Annotated in this window: 12 protein-coding genes and 1 pseudogene; all 13 read right to left on the bottom strand. The window is 66.4% G+C overall.

Annotated elements, in window-relative coordinates; all coding sequences use genetic code 11:
* Positions 1 to 3: 3 nt before the first annotated feature.
* Positions 4 to 1,137, bottom strand: a complete 1,134-nt coding sequence (locus AC2W7L_RS13485) for a S66 peptidase family protein (RefSeq protein WP_486004863.1) — start codon at positions 1,135 to 1,137, stop codon at positions 4 to 6.
* Positions 1,130 to 2,785, bottom strand: a complete 1,656-nt coding sequence (locus AC2W7L_RS13480) for an ATP-binding cassette domain-containing protein (protein ID WP_486004862.1) — start codon at positions 2,783 to 2,785, stop codon at positions 1,130 to 1,132. Before AC2W7L_RS13480 ends, AC2W7L_RS13485 begins: the two co-directional genes overlap by 8 nt.
* Positions 2,785 to 3,768 (bottom strand): ABC transporter permease, encoded by a 984-nt coding sequence (locus AC2W7L_RS13475; protein WP_486004861.1) that lies wholly within the window; start codon positions 3,766 to 3,768, stop codon positions 2,785 to 2,787. The genes AC2W7L_RS13480 and AC2W7L_RS13475 overlap by 1 nt, the downstream gene beginning before the upstream one ends.
* Positions 3,768 to 4,856, bottom strand: a complete 1,089-nt coding sequence (locus AC2W7L_RS13470; protein WP_486004860.1) for an ABC transporter permease — start codon at positions 4,854 to 4,856, stop codon at positions 3,768 to 3,770. Before AC2W7L_RS13470 ends, AC2W7L_RS13475 begins: the two co-directional genes overlap by 1 nt.
* A gap of 112 nt (positions 4,857 to 4,968) precedes the next feature.
* Complete coding sequence (locus AC2W7L_RS13465; RefSeq protein ID WP_486004859.1) at positions 4,969 to 6,801, bottom strand: ABC transporter substrate-binding protein; 1,833 nt, start codon at positions 6,799 to 6,801, stop codon at positions 4,969 to 4,971.
* Between the two features lie 286 nt (positions 6,802 to 7,087).
* Positions 7,088 to 7,309 (bottom strand): hypothetical protein, encoded by a 222-nt coding sequence (locus AC2W7L_RS13460; protein ID WP_486004897.1) that lies wholly within the window; start codon positions 7,307 to 7,309, stop codon positions 7,088 to 7,090.
* A 214-nt stretch (positions 7,310 to 7,523) separates the two neighbouring features.
* Positions 7,524 to 9,005, bottom strand: a pseudogene (locus AC2W7L_RS13455) (TRAP transporter permease); the annotation flags it as partial.
* 149 nt (positions 9,006 to 9,154) lie between these two features.
* Positions 9,155 to 10,138: a TAXI family TRAP transporter solute-binding subunit gene (locus tag AC2W7L_RS13450; protein WP_169253261.1), complete on the bottom strand. Its 984-nt coding sequence runs from the start codon at positions 10,136 to 10,138 to the stop codon at positions 9,155 to 9,157.
* Between the two features lie 172 nt (positions 10,139 to 10,310).
* Positions 10,311 to 11,789: a type III PLP-dependent enzyme domain-containing protein gene (locus AC2W7L_RS13445; RefSeq protein WP_486004858.1), complete on the bottom strand. Its 1,479-nt coding sequence runs from the start codon at positions 11,787 to 11,789 to the stop codon at positions 10,311 to 10,313.
* A 121-nt stretch (positions 11,790 to 11,910) separates the two neighbouring features.
* Positions 11,911 to 13,668 (bottom strand): PucR family transcriptional regulator, encoded by a 1,758-nt coding sequence (locus AC2W7L_RS13440; RefSeq protein ID WP_486004857.1) that lies wholly within the window; start codon positions 13,666 to 13,668, stop codon positions 11,911 to 11,913.
* A 77-nt stretch (positions 13,669 to 13,745) separates the two neighbouring features.
* On the bottom strand, positions 13,746 to 14,480 hold the full coding sequence (locus AC2W7L_RS13435; RefSeq protein ID WP_486004856.1) for a response regulator transcription factor: 735 nt from the start codon (positions 14,478 to 14,480) through the stop codon (positions 13,746 to 13,748).
* The gene (locus AC2W7L_RS13430; RefSeq protein WP_486004855.1) at positions 14,480 to 14,830 is read right to left on the bottom strand and encodes a hypothetical protein; all 351 of its coding nucleotides are present in this window, start codon (positions 14,828 to 14,830) and stop codon (positions 14,480 to 14,482) included. The genes AC2W7L_RS13435 and AC2W7L_RS13430 overlap by 1 nt, the downstream gene beginning before the upstream one ends.
* Positions 14,827 to 15,897 (bottom strand): sensor histidine kinase, encoded by a 1,071-nt coding sequence (locus AC2W7L_RS13425; protein WP_486004854.1) that lies wholly within the window; start codon positions 15,895 to 15,897, stop codon positions 14,827 to 14,829. The genes AC2W7L_RS13430 and AC2W7L_RS13425 overlap by 4 nt, the downstream gene beginning before the upstream one ends.
* Positions 15,898 to 15,978: the final 81 nt, after the last annotated feature.

Raw genomic sequence — 15,978 nt, 5'->3', positions numbered from 1 at the left:
CCGTCATGTCCGCGCACCCGCTTGATCCACCCACAGCCGCGGTCGCTCCCCGGGTTCCGCCTCGAGCGTGACGTCGACGCCGAGTGGGGCACTCGGCGCATCGGGATCGTGGCCGAAGCCCATCTCCGACACGATCGGTATTCCCAGACCGCCGAGGTAGTCGATCATCAGCGCCTCCACCTCGTGGACGGGCGCGCAGTCCTGCCAGGACCCCAGCACCACCGCATCCGCCGAGGTGAACCACCCACCGCGGACCAGCTGCACCATGAGATTGTCGAGCCGGTACAGCTCCTCGTCGACGTCCTCGAGCATGAGAATGCTCGGACCGCGCCGCTCGCGTCGTTCCCGCACATCAATGAGCTCGGGACTGCCCATCCCAGCGGCGACGAGACTGAGATTTCCCCCGCCGAGGCGGCCCTGCGCCGTCCCCGGAACGAGAGTCTGAGCCCGGCTGAGCGGGCGAGCCGCAGCGGTCTCCTCCGCTGTACCGTCTTGGGTGGTCGAAATGGTCTCGCCGTCGCCGGTTTTCTGTGACCATTTCGACCACTTAAGAGACGCCTCGGAAGCAGATGCGCCCGCAGGCTCGTCTGCGGGGAAGCCGAGTTCGCGGCCGCCCCAGGGACGGAACAGCCATGAGGCCACCTCGTCCGGGACGACCGTCGAATTCTTGAACGGGTCGTTGCCGACCATCGGGCAGAACAGAGTCGCCACGCCGAGGTGGTGCTCCCATGCCTGGTGGAGTGCTGTGATGTCCGAAGACCCGGTGAGCAGTTTGGGACGGCCGTCCCTGCGCAGCATGTGCTCGCGCATGTGCTCGAAGTCGATGCCGTCGAGCAGTCGCATGGCTCCGAAGCCTCCGCGCAGCGCGATGACCGCGTCGGTGTCCGGATCGCACCAGGCGTCGACGAGATCGGAGCGGCGCTCGGCGTCCGTGCCGGCTAGGTACTTCACCCGCGGATGGCGGCCGCGGACGTTGTCACCCGGCACGACGTTCAGTCCCCAGGATTCGAGCTGGGCGATCGCGCGCTGCAGCGATTCCTCATCGGTCGGCCCCGACGGCGCGATCAGCCGAACGGTGTCACCGGCCGCCAAAGGGGCCGTATCGAGATATGGGCTCAATGCCTCCGACTCACTCATTCCTCACCAGACTCTGACTTCCCAGTCGCGGAACCGCGGCGAGCAGCTCCTGCGTGTATCCGTGCTGCGGATCGGACAGCACCCTGTCGACCTCACCGTATTCGACGATCTCGCCTCTTCTCATCACGGCCACCGTATCCGCGATGTTCCACGCCAGTCCGAGGTCGTGGGTGATGATGAGCGCACTCATTCCGAGGTTCTTCTTCAGCGCGAGGAACAGCGACAGGATCTCTCCGCGCACGGACGCGTCCAAGGACGCCACGGGCTCATCGGCGATGAGCACCTGCGGGTCGAGAGCCAGTGCGCCGGCGATGACGACGCGCTGCCGCTGTCCGCCCGAGAGCTCCTGCGGAATCGATTCGAGGTAGTCCTCGGCCGGGGTCAGCTCGGCGGCTTCGAGCGCACCGACGACCCGCTCGTACTCGCGGTCCTTGATCCCCTGCACTTTCAGGCCTTCGACCACGGCTTCGTACACGCTGCGCTTCGGATTGAGCGACCCGGCCGGATCCTGCAGAATCATCTGCACTTGCCGCCGGAACGTCCGCAGCTCCTTCGCCTTCCGCGGCAGCGGCTTACCGGCGAACGACAGCTGCGAACCCGGTTCCGCCTCCTGCAGACCGAGCAGCGACCGCGCCAGAGTCGTCTTCCCCGATCCGGACTGGCCGACGACGGCGAGGATCTCCGCCTTCCTCAGCTGCAGATCCACCCCGCGCACCGCGCGTTCGCGGCCCCGCCGGGTATCGAAGGAGACACTGAGGTCCTTCGCCTCGAGCACCACCTCATCCGTCATGGTGAATGGTTCGGCCAGGGCCACCTCGGCGGGTTTGAGCGTTCTTGGATTCAGCCGAGATGCGGGGTCCCCGATCTGCGGAAACGCACCGGCGAGCTGCTTCGTGTAGTCCTCCTGCGGGGACAGGCACACCGTGTCGCTGGGCCCGTATTCGACGAGGCGACCATGGCGCATGATCGCGAGGTCCGCGCAGACGGCCGAGAGCACTGCGAGGTCGTGGCTGATCATCAGCAGGGAGATCCCGCGTTCGGCGACGAGGCGGGCCAGGCCGATGAGGATCTGCTTCTGCACGATGACGTCGAGGGCCGTGGTCGGCTCATCGGCGATGATGATGTCGGGCTCGCAGGCGAGCGCCATGGCGATCATGATCCGCTGCTTCTGCCCGCCGGAGAGCTCGTGCGGATACGCACTCGACTTCGCCGCTTCGAGGTTGACCTCGGAGAGGAGTTCGAACATCCGGTCGCGGCGCTTCTGCGGAGTCGTCCACATGTCCTTCGAATGGTGCTCGAGAGCTTCGATGATCTGACTCCCGACCTCACGGACGGGGTTGAGCGAGTGCAGGGCACCTTGGAAGACGATCGAGGCCTGCGCCCATCGGACCGCACGGATCTGACCGAAGTTCAGCTCCCGGATGTCCTGACCGCCGAGGAGCACCCGACCGTCGAGGCACGCCGACTTCGGCAGCAGGCGCAGAGCCGACATGATCAGCGTCGACTTCCCCGAGCCGGACTCCCCCGCGATGCCTAGGGTGGCACCGGCGGGCAGGTCGAGGCTGACGTCGTTGACGGCGACGACATCGCCGCGGTCGGAGGAGGATCGGTAGGTGATCGAGACGTTCTCGAACTGCAGATCGGTCATCAGCGGCTCCTCAGGGCGGGGTTGATGATGGCCTCGAATGCGCGCCCGACCATCGTGAACGCGAGCACGACCAGCAGAATCGCGATGCCCGGGGTGAGCACGTACCACCAGTAGCCGGAGGTCGCAGCGGACACGTCCATCGAGTTCTTCAGGATCGTGCCCCACGATTCCTTGGACGTATCGCCGAGGCCGAGGAACGACAGCGTCGATTCGGCGATGATCGCGCTGCCGACGGTCAGGGTCGTGTTCGCGAGCACGAGCGGCATCACCGCCGGCAGCAGGTGACGGAACAGGATATGGGAATGTCCGGCACCGAGGATGCGCGCCCTTTCGATGTAGAGCCGGGATTCGACGCTCAGAGTCTGTGATCGCACTATCCGTGCCGTCGACGCCCATGACGTCAGTCCGATGGCGACGACGATCGTGAAGACTCCGCGCTCCAACACGGAGGACAGGACGATCGCGAGCAGCAGGGAGGGCAGGACGATGAAGAAGTCGACGATGCGGAGGATGATTCCGCCGAACAGTCCCGTGAAGTGACCGGCGGCCAGGCCCATGATGGTGCCGATGACCATCGACATGACGGTCGCGGCGACACCGACGAGGATCGACACTCGCGCTCCCCAGAGGATGCGCACCCACAGCTCCCGGCCCAGGTCGTCGGTGCCCAAGGGGTGGTCGAGGCTCGGCGGGGCGTAGCGGGGAACGTCGAGCTGCTTCGTGACATCGAGCATCGAGGCCGGGGCGATGAGCGGAGCGGCGATCGCGATGACGATGAAGAAGAGGAGCACGACGGCACCGATGAGTGCGGGGACGTCGGAGCGGAAGAGCGCCCAGTTCTTCTTCGCATTCTTCAGCCGGCGTTCGCGTACGAGCTTGGCGCCGTCGACTGCGGGGGTCGATCCCCGTGTTCCCGATCCACGCGGTTCCGGTTCGTCCGATGAGGGGCCCGGGGCCGCCTCGGCGGGGGTGTTCGCGCTCATCAGGCCCTCCTGACGCGGGGATCGAGGAATCGGTAGACGATGTCGGCGGCGAGGTTCATCACGATGATGATCGCCGAGAACACCACGAAGGTGCCTTGCAGCAGCGGCAGGTCGGGGCCGCGGATGGCTTCGAAGGTGAGTTTGCCCAGCCCCGGCCACGAGAACACGGCTTCGACGGTGACCGCGCCTGCGATGAGTCCGCCGAGGTGGAGGAAGACGACGGTGACGGTCGGCAGCAGCGCATTGGGCACGGCGTGACGGCGGCGGACCTCATCCTCGGTGAGTCCCTTCGCACGGGCGGTCGTCAGGTAGTCCTCACTCATCTCCTCGAGCAGTGAGGCGCGCATGATCATGAGGAACTGCGCATAGACGACGGCGACGAGCGAGACGACCGGGAGGATGAGGTGCTTGATGACGTCGATGACCCCGGCCGGTGACCACGGGTCGAGGCCGGGGGTGATCATGCCGCCGGTGGGCAGCCATTGGAGGGTGCCACCGAAGATCATGAGCAGGATGAGTCCGAGCCAGAACGTCGGTACGGACCAGAAGATCAGCGAGGTCGAGGACGCGATCTTGTCGAACAGGGAATTGCGCCGCCAGGCCGAGATCTGTCCGAGCCACAGGCCTAAGACGATGGCGATGACGGCCGCGGTGGCGGTGAGCAGCAGGGTGGGGCCGAGGTATTCGCCGATGAGCGAGGACACTGACTTCCGGTACACGTACGACTCGCCGAGGTCGCCGGTGACGATGCCGACGAGGTAGTCCCAGAACTGGACGATGACAGGTTTGTCGAGTCCGTATTGGCTGCGCAGCTCGGCGATCTGCGCCGGCGACATCGGCCGTTCCTTCGCGATCTTGAGCACGGGGTCGCCGGGCAGCATGCGGAAGGCGAAGAAGCCGAGCACGATGACGAGCACCATCGAGGTCGCGGCACCGCCGAGCTTGCGCAGGAAGTAGCGGGTGAACGATCCGCCGGCCGGTGGTTCGTCCATATCGACGGTGGCGGGGTTCGCGGGGTCCGGGTTCGCCGTGCCCGTTCCTCGGTCAGGGCGATCCCCGGAATGGGGATCGTGAGTGGGTGTGCTCAATGTGGTGCTCCAGATAATGGGGGGTAGTGCGCTAGTTGGTGGGGACTGGCCCGGTGGCCCGGGTGCCGCAGGTGGTGCGGGCGATGCGGCACCCGGACTGTGGGCGTGGGGACTACTCGCGGTCGTCGGACTTCTTGCGACGGCTGAGCAGCCAGCCGCCTCCGCCGAGGACGACGATGGCTGAGGCCGCGATGCCGATCCACCCGCCGGCGCCCATTCCGCCGCCGGTGGTTTCCTCCTCGCTGACGGGTTCGACCGAGGAGTATCCCCAGTAGCCGACCTGGTTGGCGATGGCGCCGCCGTCGGAAGGCTGTTTGGTGAAGTTCTCGAACCGGTCGGAGCGGTAAGCCTCGAGCTGGTTCGGGTACCACAGCGTCACCGAGGGCGCTTCCTCGTAGTGGATGGCCAGAGCCTTCTGCACGAGGTCCTGACGCTTGGCCTTGTCGAGCTCGACGTGCTGAGCCTTGTAGAGCTTGTCGAATTCCTTGTTGCACCAGCCGTCCTGGCTGGTGCCGCCGTTGCCCTCGGCGTCGGGGCGCTGACCGCAGGTGTTGATGCTCAGCTGGTAGTCGGGATCGGGGTTGATCGACCAGCCGGAGAAGTACATGTCGTAGTCGCCCTTGGTGGTGCGCTCGGACACCGTGTCGACGTCGGAGGACTCGTTCTTCAGGTCGATGCCGATGTCCTTCATCCACGGCTTCAGGAACTTCGCCGTACTCTGCTCGATCGGCACGTCGGCATCGGTGAGGAAGCGCAGCTGCAGCTTCTCGCCGTCCTTCTCGCGGATGCCGCCGGATCCTTCCTTCCAGCCGGCGTCGTCGAGGAGCTTCTTCGCACGGTCGACGTCGAATCCGCTGATGACGGAGTTGTCGGACTTGAGTGCCCAGTCGGGGTAGACGGCAGGGATGAAGCTCGTGGCCGGCTGCGCGTAGTCCTGCATGACCTGTTTGCGCAGGGTCTCGGCGTCGATGCCGGCGCGGATGGCCTGGCGGACCTTCTTGTCCTTCAGCGCCTCGTGGCCGGTACCGAATTCCTTGCCCTTCGCGTCGGCGACGCCCGGATTGATGGAGATTCCGTTGAAGCGGCGGCCGTTGCCGTCGTTGAGTTCGACGTTGTCCGCGTTCTCCAGCGCCGTGAACTGATCCGGGCTGAGCCCGGTGATGAAGTCGACCTCGCCGGAGCGGATCGCCTGCACCTGGGCGTCGGAGTTCGTGTAGTAGCGGTACTGGATCTCGTCGAGCTTCGGCTTGCCGCGCCAGAAGTTCGGGTTCGCCTTGAGCGTGATCGACTTGTTCGCCTCATAGCTGTCGAGCTGGAAGGGGCCCGAGCCCACGGACTTCTCGTCGTTCTTGAACTCGCCGGGCTTGTCGACCTTCGACCACACGTGCTCGGGCACGACGGGGATCTCCTGGCCGGGGTTGTTCGCCTGCGGCTTCTTCAGGGTGATCTTGACGGTGGAATCGTCGGGGGCCTCGACCTTCGCGAAGTTCTCGACGAGGCTGCCGTTGGCCACCGCCATCTCGTCGTTGTCCATCATCTGGTTATAGGTCCAAGCGACGTCTTTCGATGTCAGCGGTTCCCCGTCGGACCATTTCATGTCCGGGCGGATCGTGTAGGTCCAGACCTTGCCCTCGGAATCCGTGTTCCATTCGGTGGCGAGTCCCTCGGTGATCGAGCCGTCCTTCGCGTCGTTGGCCACGAGGTTCTCATACATGTACCGGAAGGTGTTCGTCGGCACGAGGTAGAAGGAGGTGAACGGGTTGAAGGAGTCGATGAATCCGTCGGTGGCGATCCGCAGCACGTTCTCGGAGGCCGGAGCCTCCGAGGCGGCGGCCTGTGCCGGGGAGGCGGCCATCGATCCGGCAAGAGCCAGTGCTGCGACGCCGGCCAGGCATCGGCGCAGGCTCACGCGCACGGTGCGGCGCAGCGAGTGTTGAGTGACCATTGGACCCCCTCGGTTCCGGCCGCCGGAGGCGGCTCCTGCCTGCGGCGGCTGGACCGTGGTCATGAGTTCTCCGCCTGCGACCGCCGAAATGTGTTGTCTGTCACTCTATGCCGGAACGGGTGTGAAACCGCAGCACCAGCTCACAACTTCTGGCGTGTCGCCTTGTGCGATCCGCACAATCGGAACATGCTCGCACACGACGGTCAGGCACACGCAGGCGACTCGGATCACATGACAACGGTCCGCGAGCCGTGCACTCGGCACGGCTCGCGGACCGACGAGGGAATCAGGCCGTGGCCGCGGCCCTCTGGGCGGCGATCTCGGTGGTGGTCGTGGCCTTCCGCAGCCGCTGGATGAGCGCGACCGCGACGAGCACGACGACACCGACGAGAGAGACCCAGATGTTCGGGTAGATCAGGGTGATCCCGGCGGCCAACAGCAGCACCCGCTCGACGATGTTGGCCCGACCCATGAAGTACCCGGCCAGGCCCGAGGACACTCCGATCATGCCGAGGATCACGGTCACGAGCGCCAACAGGAGCTCCTGCCACGTACCCTGGAGCAGCAGAGCCGCTCGAGAATGAACACGTAGGGGATGAGGAACCCGGCAATGGCGATCCGCACGGCGGTAACACCCGCACGCATCGGATTGGCCCTGGCGATGCCGCGCCGGCATAGGCTGCGAGGCAGACCGGCGGGGTGATGTCGGCGAGGATCCCGAAGAAGAACACGAACATGTGCGCCGCGATGAGCGGCACATCGAAGTTGTTGTACAGGATCGGTGCGGCGACAGTGGCCGTGACGACGTAGTTCGCGGTCGTCGGCAGGCCCATGCCGAGGACGATGCAGGCGATCATGACCATGACCAGGACGATGAAGAAGTTGCCTCCGGCGAGATCGACCAGCCCCTTGCCGAGCTGTCCGCCCAGTCCGGTCGCCGTGACCGTGCCGGCCACGATGCCCGCCGTCGCGCAGGCCGCGATCACCGGCAGTGCCGTGCGGGCGCCCTCAACGAGCAGCGTGACGAATCCGCGCGGATCCATCCGCGTCGACTTCCGCAGGAAGCTGAGGAAGAACGCGGTGCCGATGCCGAACAGCGCGGCGCGGATCGGCGACATCCCGGACAGGAGCGTGAGGATGATGACGGCCAACGGCAGCAGGAGGTCGAGGCGTTTGAGCAGCTCCTTGCCGTCAGGCAGGCTCGCCTTGGACAGCCCGAGGATCCCGTCAGTCTTCGCCTCGAAGTGGATCGAGAGGAAGGCCCCGAGGAAGTAGAGAATCGCCGGGATGATCGCGATGACGATGAGTCCGTTGTATTCGAGGTCCGGGACGTTCTGCGCCATGATGAACGCGGCCGCACCCATGATCGGGGGCATCAGCTGTCCACCCGTCGAGGCGGTCGCCTCGGTGGCGGCGGCGAAGTGGGGCTTGAAGCCCGACCTCTTCATCAGCGGGATGGTGAACGACCCCGAGGCGACGGTGTTGGCCACGGACGAACCCGACACCATGCCCTGGAGGCCGGAGGCCACGACCGCCGCTTTGGCGGGACCGCCGGTGAATCGGCCGGTGAGGCGGAAGGCCAGGTCGTTGAAGAACTGTCCGATGTTCGTGTGTACGAGCATCACGGCGAAGAAGAGGAAGAGGAAGATGAAGTTCGCCGAGACCTGGATCGGAGTGCCGAAGATGCCCGATCCGTTCGACAGGAACATCGTCGTCGCGAAGTCCTCGAGACTCATCCCGGAATGCGTGAAGACAGGGCTGTAGTTGCCGAAGAGTCCGTAGAGGATGGCGATGCCGCCGATGATGACGATGGGAAGGCCCACACACCGGCGGGTGGCTTCGAGAATGAGCAGGACGCCGAAGATCGCCACGAAGTAGTCGAGGTTCGAATAGCCGAGGATCTGGACGGAGTTGCTCACCAGCCGCGAGTACTCGACGAAGACGTAGAGATTGCAGCCGAGTCCGGCGAAGCCGAGGAGCACGTCGTACCAGGGGATGCGGCTGCCGCGCCCGATCAGTGCGTCGGCGACGCGATTGCCCGTTGCCGGTGCATCGAGGAGACGGCGGCTCGGCGGGTAGAGGAAGAAGATGAGCGCGGTGGCGCCCGCGAGATGCAGCGATGTGTGCATCCACGTGTTGAAGGGCCGTTCGAGTGCGGCATAGAGGTGGTAGACGGTGAAGGCGATGGACAGTCCGCCGACCACCCAGACCCACCAGCCGAGATCCTTGCGATAGCGGCTGGAGGTGTCATGCTTTGCGAGTACGTCGGCCGATGCGCGTTCTCCGGCGGCCACCTCATCGGCGCCGGGCCCGGCCGTCGCAGCGGACGGCCGGGTCGGTGTCGAATCTTCGCTCACGGCAGCTCGATGCCCTCTTCTTCGAAGTACTTCTGAGCGCCCGGGTGCAGCGGCACGTCGCCGACTCCCAGCATCGCGGAGTCCTTCGTGATGAGCTTGCCGACGTCGAGAGTGATGTCGTCGGTGTGCTCGAACAGCGCCTTCGTGAGGTTGTAGGCGGTGTCCTCACTGACCTGATCGGTCGAGGCCACCAAGGAGGCGAACACCGAAACGGTCGGGACGTCCTCGTCGAGGAAGTCATAGGCGTCGGCGGGGATGTCGTACGACTCCGCACCCGATCCCTCTTCAATCGTCTTCGTCGTATCGTCATCGAGCCCGAGCAGCTTGACGTCGGTCGTCGCGGCCAGCTGGGTCAGCCCCGCCACCGGGGTGCCCACGACGAAGATCGTGGCATCGATCTGCTTGTCGGCCAGCATGTCGGTCGAAGCGCCGAAGTCGGTGATCTCCGGGGTGTAGTCGGATTCGCCGATGCCCGCGGCGTCGAGGATGGCATCGGAGATGGCGCGCGTGCCCGAACCGGCGTCGCCGACCGCGATCTTCTTGCCTTTGAGGTCCTCGACCGATTCGATTCCCGAGTCTTCGCGGACGATGATGTGAGCGGCCTCAGGGTAGAGCGAGGCCAGCCAGCCGACGTTGTCGATCTTCGTCCCGTCGAGGTCTTCGAGCTCGCCGTTGACCGCAGTGTTGGCCGTATCGCTCTGCGTGAAGCCGAGCTGCCATTCGCCCTGGTAGATCTTTCCGAGGTTCTCGGCCGAGGCACCGGACTCGACGTAGTTGACTGTCACGCCGTCGACGTTGTCCTCGAAGATCGAAGCGAGCTCACCGCCGAGAGGGTAGTACGTGCCCGATGTGCCGCCGGTGCCCAGCGTGAGGTCGTCGGTGGTCTCACCGCCTCCACCACTGCCGCCGTCCGAGCCGCACCCGGTCAGCGCCAGCGCCACGGCGGCGACTGCCGCAACTGTCATCCGTCTGATGTTCATCTTCTGATCTCCTCTTCGGGGGTCAAGATACTTCGGCGAGCTGCTCAGAGTTCAGTCGCCTGCTGTCGAGACTAAAGGCACGATACCCTCTCGCACAGGTCATTCATGAAAGTTTGCTGAATTGTTAGCCGCCTTGCCTGAGCGTCGACTGAAGACCGCAGGTCCGCGCCGATCACCACCGCTGTCCCGCCTCGGCGAGGATCTCGTCGATCGTCTGGCCCCTACGGATGAGGACGAATCGCATTTCGCCCCCGTCCGCGGTGCGGTACCCGTAGACGGGCACGCGCGGGAGCAGGTTGTAGGAGAAGGGGTTGGAGAAGTAGTAGGCACCGGTCTCGGGCACGGCGACGAGGTCGCCGACGTCGAGGCGCGGCAGCCTGCGGTCCCGAGCGAGCAGATCCCCGGAGAAGCACGCAGGCCCGGCGACGTCCGTGGGCACCGCCTCGGCGATCTTCGGTTCCCCGTCACCGGTGAACGGCATGATCCGCAGCGGCCAGTCGTGCGGAGCGTAGGCGGTGCGGGTGGCGACCTGGACGCCTGCGTGAGTCATGGCGATGCGGCGCCCGCCGCTGGTCTTCGCGTACTCGACGCGGGTGAGGACGGTGCCGGCCTTGGCCAACAGTGCACGCCCGAATTCGGTGACGATGTCGAAGTCGAACAGGTCGGGGACCTGCTGTTCGAGCACCGCACGGTAGTCGGCGAAGGTCGGGGTGATGTCTTCGCCGTCGAAGTTCACCGACAGGCCTCCCCCGATATCGATGCGGGTGATCTGCCGCGTCCCGGCACGCGCGTTGACCTCCTGCGCGAGGTCGACCGCGGTGCGGATTCCGACGGCGGCGCGCTCGAGACTGATGCCCTGAGAACCCGAGTGCACGTGGATCTGATTCAGCCGGGGCCGCGCCAGGTACGCCTCGATCACGGCTTCGCGGGCTCCGGGGTCAGCAAGTCCGATGCCGAATTTCGACGTCTCTGTGGCGGTGCTCAGCGCCCCGATCGTGCCTGTGCCCGACTGCGGATTGATCCTGATTCCGATCCGTGCTTCGTCGACGGTCGGTCGTCTGTCTTCCAGAAGCAGGTCGAGGCGGGCGAGTTCGTCGAAGTTGTCGACGTTGATCGACACGCCCAGGTCGACGGCCCGACGCAGTTCCGTCCAGGTCTTGGCCGGGGAGTCGAAGACGATCCGTTCGGGAGCGAACCCGGCGGCCAGGGCGAGTTCGAGTTCGCCGGGGCTGGCGACTTCGCATCCGGCGCCCTGCTGTGCATAGCGCTCGAGCAGCGAACGCAGCGGCACGGCTTTGCAGGCCACCGCGTGGAGCACCTCATGGTCCGAATCGAACGCCGAAGTGAGCCGCTCGAACGCGGTATCGATGGCATCGAGATCCATGAGCCCGAGCACGGGCTCCCGATCCGAGAGCGCCGGCACACCATCCGGCAGGGCCGGCACGCCGTCCGACAGGGAGGGCACGCCCGCGGGAGCGGAACCGCTTACGGTGGTGCGATCGACTCCGCGCGTCTCGGCAGGGGTGTCGTCGGTGCGGTTGGCTCGTCCCGCCACGGCAGGGGTGCGGTCGGTGAGGGGCTGGCTGTTCTCGGCGATCGCTCTGATCGCCTGTGCTCGACCGTCGGCAATCGAGTGGTGGCTGTTGGGCATAACGTCCTCTGTTCGTGATCTGGTGTCACTCTAGGACGGCCGACCTCGATGAACGAACAATAATTCGCCAAACTTCCCGGGGATCGATTGTCGGTTTCCCACGACGCGGCTGCTCGAGCCTTCAGCCGCCCGCGCGATCGTGGGCGAGCACCGAGAGCTCGAGCCACAGCCTCTCGGCCGGCTCGGCCGTCGACAGACCCGTGATCTCCTCGATCCGCCCCAGGCGGTGCCGCAGCGAATTCGTATGCACGTGCAGCCGACGGGACGCCTCGGCGGAGTTGCCGACCGTGGCGAAATAGACCCGCAGCGTCTCGAGCAGGCTGCCGTTGTGCTGCGCGTCATGCCCGGCCAGCGCCCGAGCCGGCCGTGCGATGCTGCCGATATCGCCGCTGCGACCAGCGGGTTCTCCGCCGTGCGCATCGCGCTCGACGGCCAGCAGCGTATCGGCCACGCGCAGTCCGATGACTTCGGCCGCCGCATCCTCGACGGTCGCTCCGACGATGGTCGGGGCTTCCTCGTCGCCGCCGCTCGCAGGGCCTCCGCTCATGGCACCCCGTCCTCGGCAGCCGAGGCCGCGCCTCCTGCCGTGCACGGCGTCGACGACGTATACGGCCTCGGACCACGAGCGATGCACTTCGTCGAGGCGGTCGACGGGAGAGCCGACACCGAAGCTGAGCGCCTCGTCGCTCGGCAGCGATCGCCGCAGGGCAGAGAGCACGTGGTCGCGGATCTGCGCCGCATCCGTCGGCTCGCTCATCTGCACGAGTGCCGCGAGATGTGCGCCTGTGCCCGACTCGATCCGGGAGAGCACGGCATCGGCGAAGGCGGCCCGGAGATGGAACCGCAGGACGGGCTCTCGGTCGGGGGCCGACTCGGTGAAGGCGAGGACGCAGAAGCTGCCGGAGAACGGCAGTGACAGCAGGGTCGCCGACGGACCGAGGTCGGCCGAACCGGCGAGGATCGCACCGAGCGCCTCCCGACGGATGCGCTTCTCGAACGGCGACCGGCGCAGTGTCCGCAGCATCACGGGCAGGGCCGCGCGGGCGGCATCGCGCAGCACCTCGCGCAGCGGTGCGGGGTCGACCTCGGTCGGGTAGGCCGCCCAGATCGTGCCGATGAGCTCGCCCTCGCTGCGCAGTGCGATGACCGACCGGGCCGGTGACGTGCCTTCGGCGGGGCGTTCGACGACGTCGGTCGAACGGCGGACCGTGTCGAGGAACCCGGATTCCTCGAGCTCGGCGATCCGCCAGTCGGGGATGGCCCCGGACAGGATCGTCTCGCGTCGGATCTCATCGAGTTCGTCGCCGAGGTTGGCATGAGCGAGCACTCGTGAGGCCGGGTCTTCGATCGTGATCGACGCACCGGTGGTTTCGGCGATGACGGCGGCCAAGGCACTGAGGTCGTCGACGTCGGGCCAGGCCAGGGCGCTCGTCGCACCTTCGGTGAGCTGCCGCAGATGCACGAGGATCTCCGACCAGGTCACATGCGGTGAGCGTTCGAGGAGGACCGGAACCTCGCCCGTGGTCCCCCGCAGGTCGACCCCATCGCCGAGGTGGCTGTGCGTTCCGGGCGGAACGACGAGGGCGGCGGCTCCCGCATGGGCGCTCAGCACGGCATCGAGTCCGGCAGGGCTGCGCACCGGTTCGGTGGCGAGGACGACGGTCCCGGTCAGGGAGGCGTGGCCAGCCGCCTCGGCGGGTGAAGCGGTGTGCGGCGCTGTGTGCGGTGCGGCCGACGAATCGGTGGGCGCCTTCGGCAGATCGAACCCGAATTCGACGCGAGTGATCGCGACGTCGTCAGCCATTTCGGTCAACGGCAGGAGGAGCCCCTCCGTGTCCCGGATGAGGCGGGACAGTGGCGGGCTCGCGGTCTCGGTCATGCTCCCACTGTAGTCAACGACTGGACGCGGTCGGGAGGGCTTGCTTCAACGTGACCGGCCGCCTCGGTGGGGATGGGTCATTCCGGGGAGAAGAATTTGAACTGCAGCGCGCGGACGACGAGCTGAGCGAGGTTGCGCGCGCCCAGTTTGATGCGCAGGTTGCGCGCGTGCGATTTCACGGTGGACATGGCCACCGATTGGGCGGCGGCGATCTCCTCGTAGCCGTGGCCCTGGCAGAGCAGGGTGAGCAGCTCCATCTCGCGTGCGGTCAGCTGCGGAGCCGCCTCGGGAGCATCGGGCAGGTGGTCGCCGCTGATGACGATGTTCTCGGCCAGTCCTCTGAGCAGCTCTGGGCTCTCCCCCGCCGAGGCGGCCCGCACGATCGAGACGAGTTCCCGCTCCCCGGCCGTCTTGTTGAGAACGGCATGTGCTCCGGCCTCGAGTCCGCGGGCGATTCCGGGCCCGGGCGACACGGTCGTCAGGAGCACGACTCGGGCGTTGGGGTCGAGGTCGATGATCGCCGCCGTCGCATCGACGCCGCTCATTCCCGGCGGCATGTTGACGTCCATGAGGACGAGGTCGGGACGCTGGGCGGCGAAGGCGGCGATGGCCTCTTCGCCGGAGTGGACGGGGTCGAGGACCCGGAACGAACCCGCATCAGTCAGCGCCGCTCCGACCGCCCGCGTCGTCCACGAATCGTCATCGACGACGAGGACGGAAGTGCGGTCGGTGGATTCCGAGGTCATGACTTTACTGGTCGACTGAGCGGTCGCCGGAGTCGCGTCCGAGACCGTGTATGGGCGCGACGTCATCAGGCGTCGACCTTGTCTCGGTCGCCCTTCGTGCGGCGGTCGTCGGTGCTGAGGTCGGTCTTCCCGTCAGCAGCGTCGGCGGAGACAGCAGTGCCGGAGTCAGCGGAGCTGGCGGGCCCAGTGATCGGAACGGACGCTGTCGTCGCACCGGCCGCCTCGGGGCTGGCGTCGAAGTCGTCATCGACGACGTCGATCATGGCTTCGTCGGAGGCAGCCGACACGGAACCGGAGATGAAACGGATCGGCAGGGCCACCTCGACGACGGTTCTCTTCTGGTCATCCGCGCCCACCCGGCAGACGCCGCCCACGGCCGTGGCACGGCGCGACAACGACCGCGGCGCCTGGGTCATCTCGGTCGGGGATTCGTTCGTGCTGCGGCAGAGCAGTCCGGCACGGTCACCGCTGCCACCGCGCATTTCGACGGCGAGGGTGGACGGGGTGCCCGGGACGGAGTGGCGGATGACGTTCGTGGCGAGCTCGAGCATAACGGCTCGGAATGGTGCGACAGGGTGCCGGTCGCATGGGTCGGCAGCGGGGAGAGTTCAGTGGTCAGCGGAACGGAACCGGCCGCGCACCCGTCTTCGATCGCGGTCGTCAGCTGCTCCGCCTCGGCGCGGAATCGGATCCGGGAGGTCGCGGAGTCCCCGGTGCAGCTTTCGGTCTCCCACTTGCTCAGGCTCGTCACCAGCTGCCGGAGTCGCTTGGTGGCTTCGGCGTTGACCAGTGCCAGCTCGGCGAGGAGGCGGTCCGCGGTCTCGGAATCGCTTTCCCTCGCCAGGGTGCGGATGATCGCGGACTCGGTGGTCAGCGAGTGCGAGATGGTGTCGTGCATGTCGCTGGTGAAGCGGGCACGCATGGCATCGAGGGACTTCTGGTGTTCGACTGCGGCACGTTCGCGGCGGTCGATCTCGCTGCGGATACGGGCCTCGACGAAGGATGCGCACAGACCGAGGATCGAGTAGGTCAGCCAGCCGTAGCCTAAGTCGGTGAGTCCTTCGAAGCCGGCGTCATAGGATCCGAGCCAGGTCGAGGCGCCGAGGTAGACGGCCAGTCCGATGGTGCCGAGGGCGAAGCCGATCCAGCGGCGGCGGCTGATGAGGACCGCGGTGGCGAGGATGAGCGCCTCGGGGAACATGTTCTCGAGATCCGGGTAGAGCATGGAGAATCCGATGCCCAGACCGGTCGTTGCGATGACGATGCTCAGCGGCAGGAAGCTGGCTAAGACGATGAGTCCGTAGGCGAGGATGAGCAGCGTCGAATAGCGGGGTTCGGTGATCTCGAAGGAGCCGGGCACGAGGATCGTCAGGCCCATGATGAGGGCGAGCAGACGGATCGGCAGATCGATGAAGCGCGGTCCCCTGAGGAAGTTCCACACCCGGGACGGGGCGCCGGTCGATCCGTCGATGTTCGAAGTCATGGCCCCTATTGTGCTACAACTGTACTTCCCCGAACTACCTGACGGCGGCCCAGCAACCTCGCGCGAGGTTGCTGGGCCGCC

The sequence above is a fragment of the Brevibacterium sp. LAARM3_SD1 genome (assembly GCF_057364765.1).
Note: the sequence above shows the minus strand (reverse complement) of the source record. Positions and strands in the feature narration are given on the sequence as shown.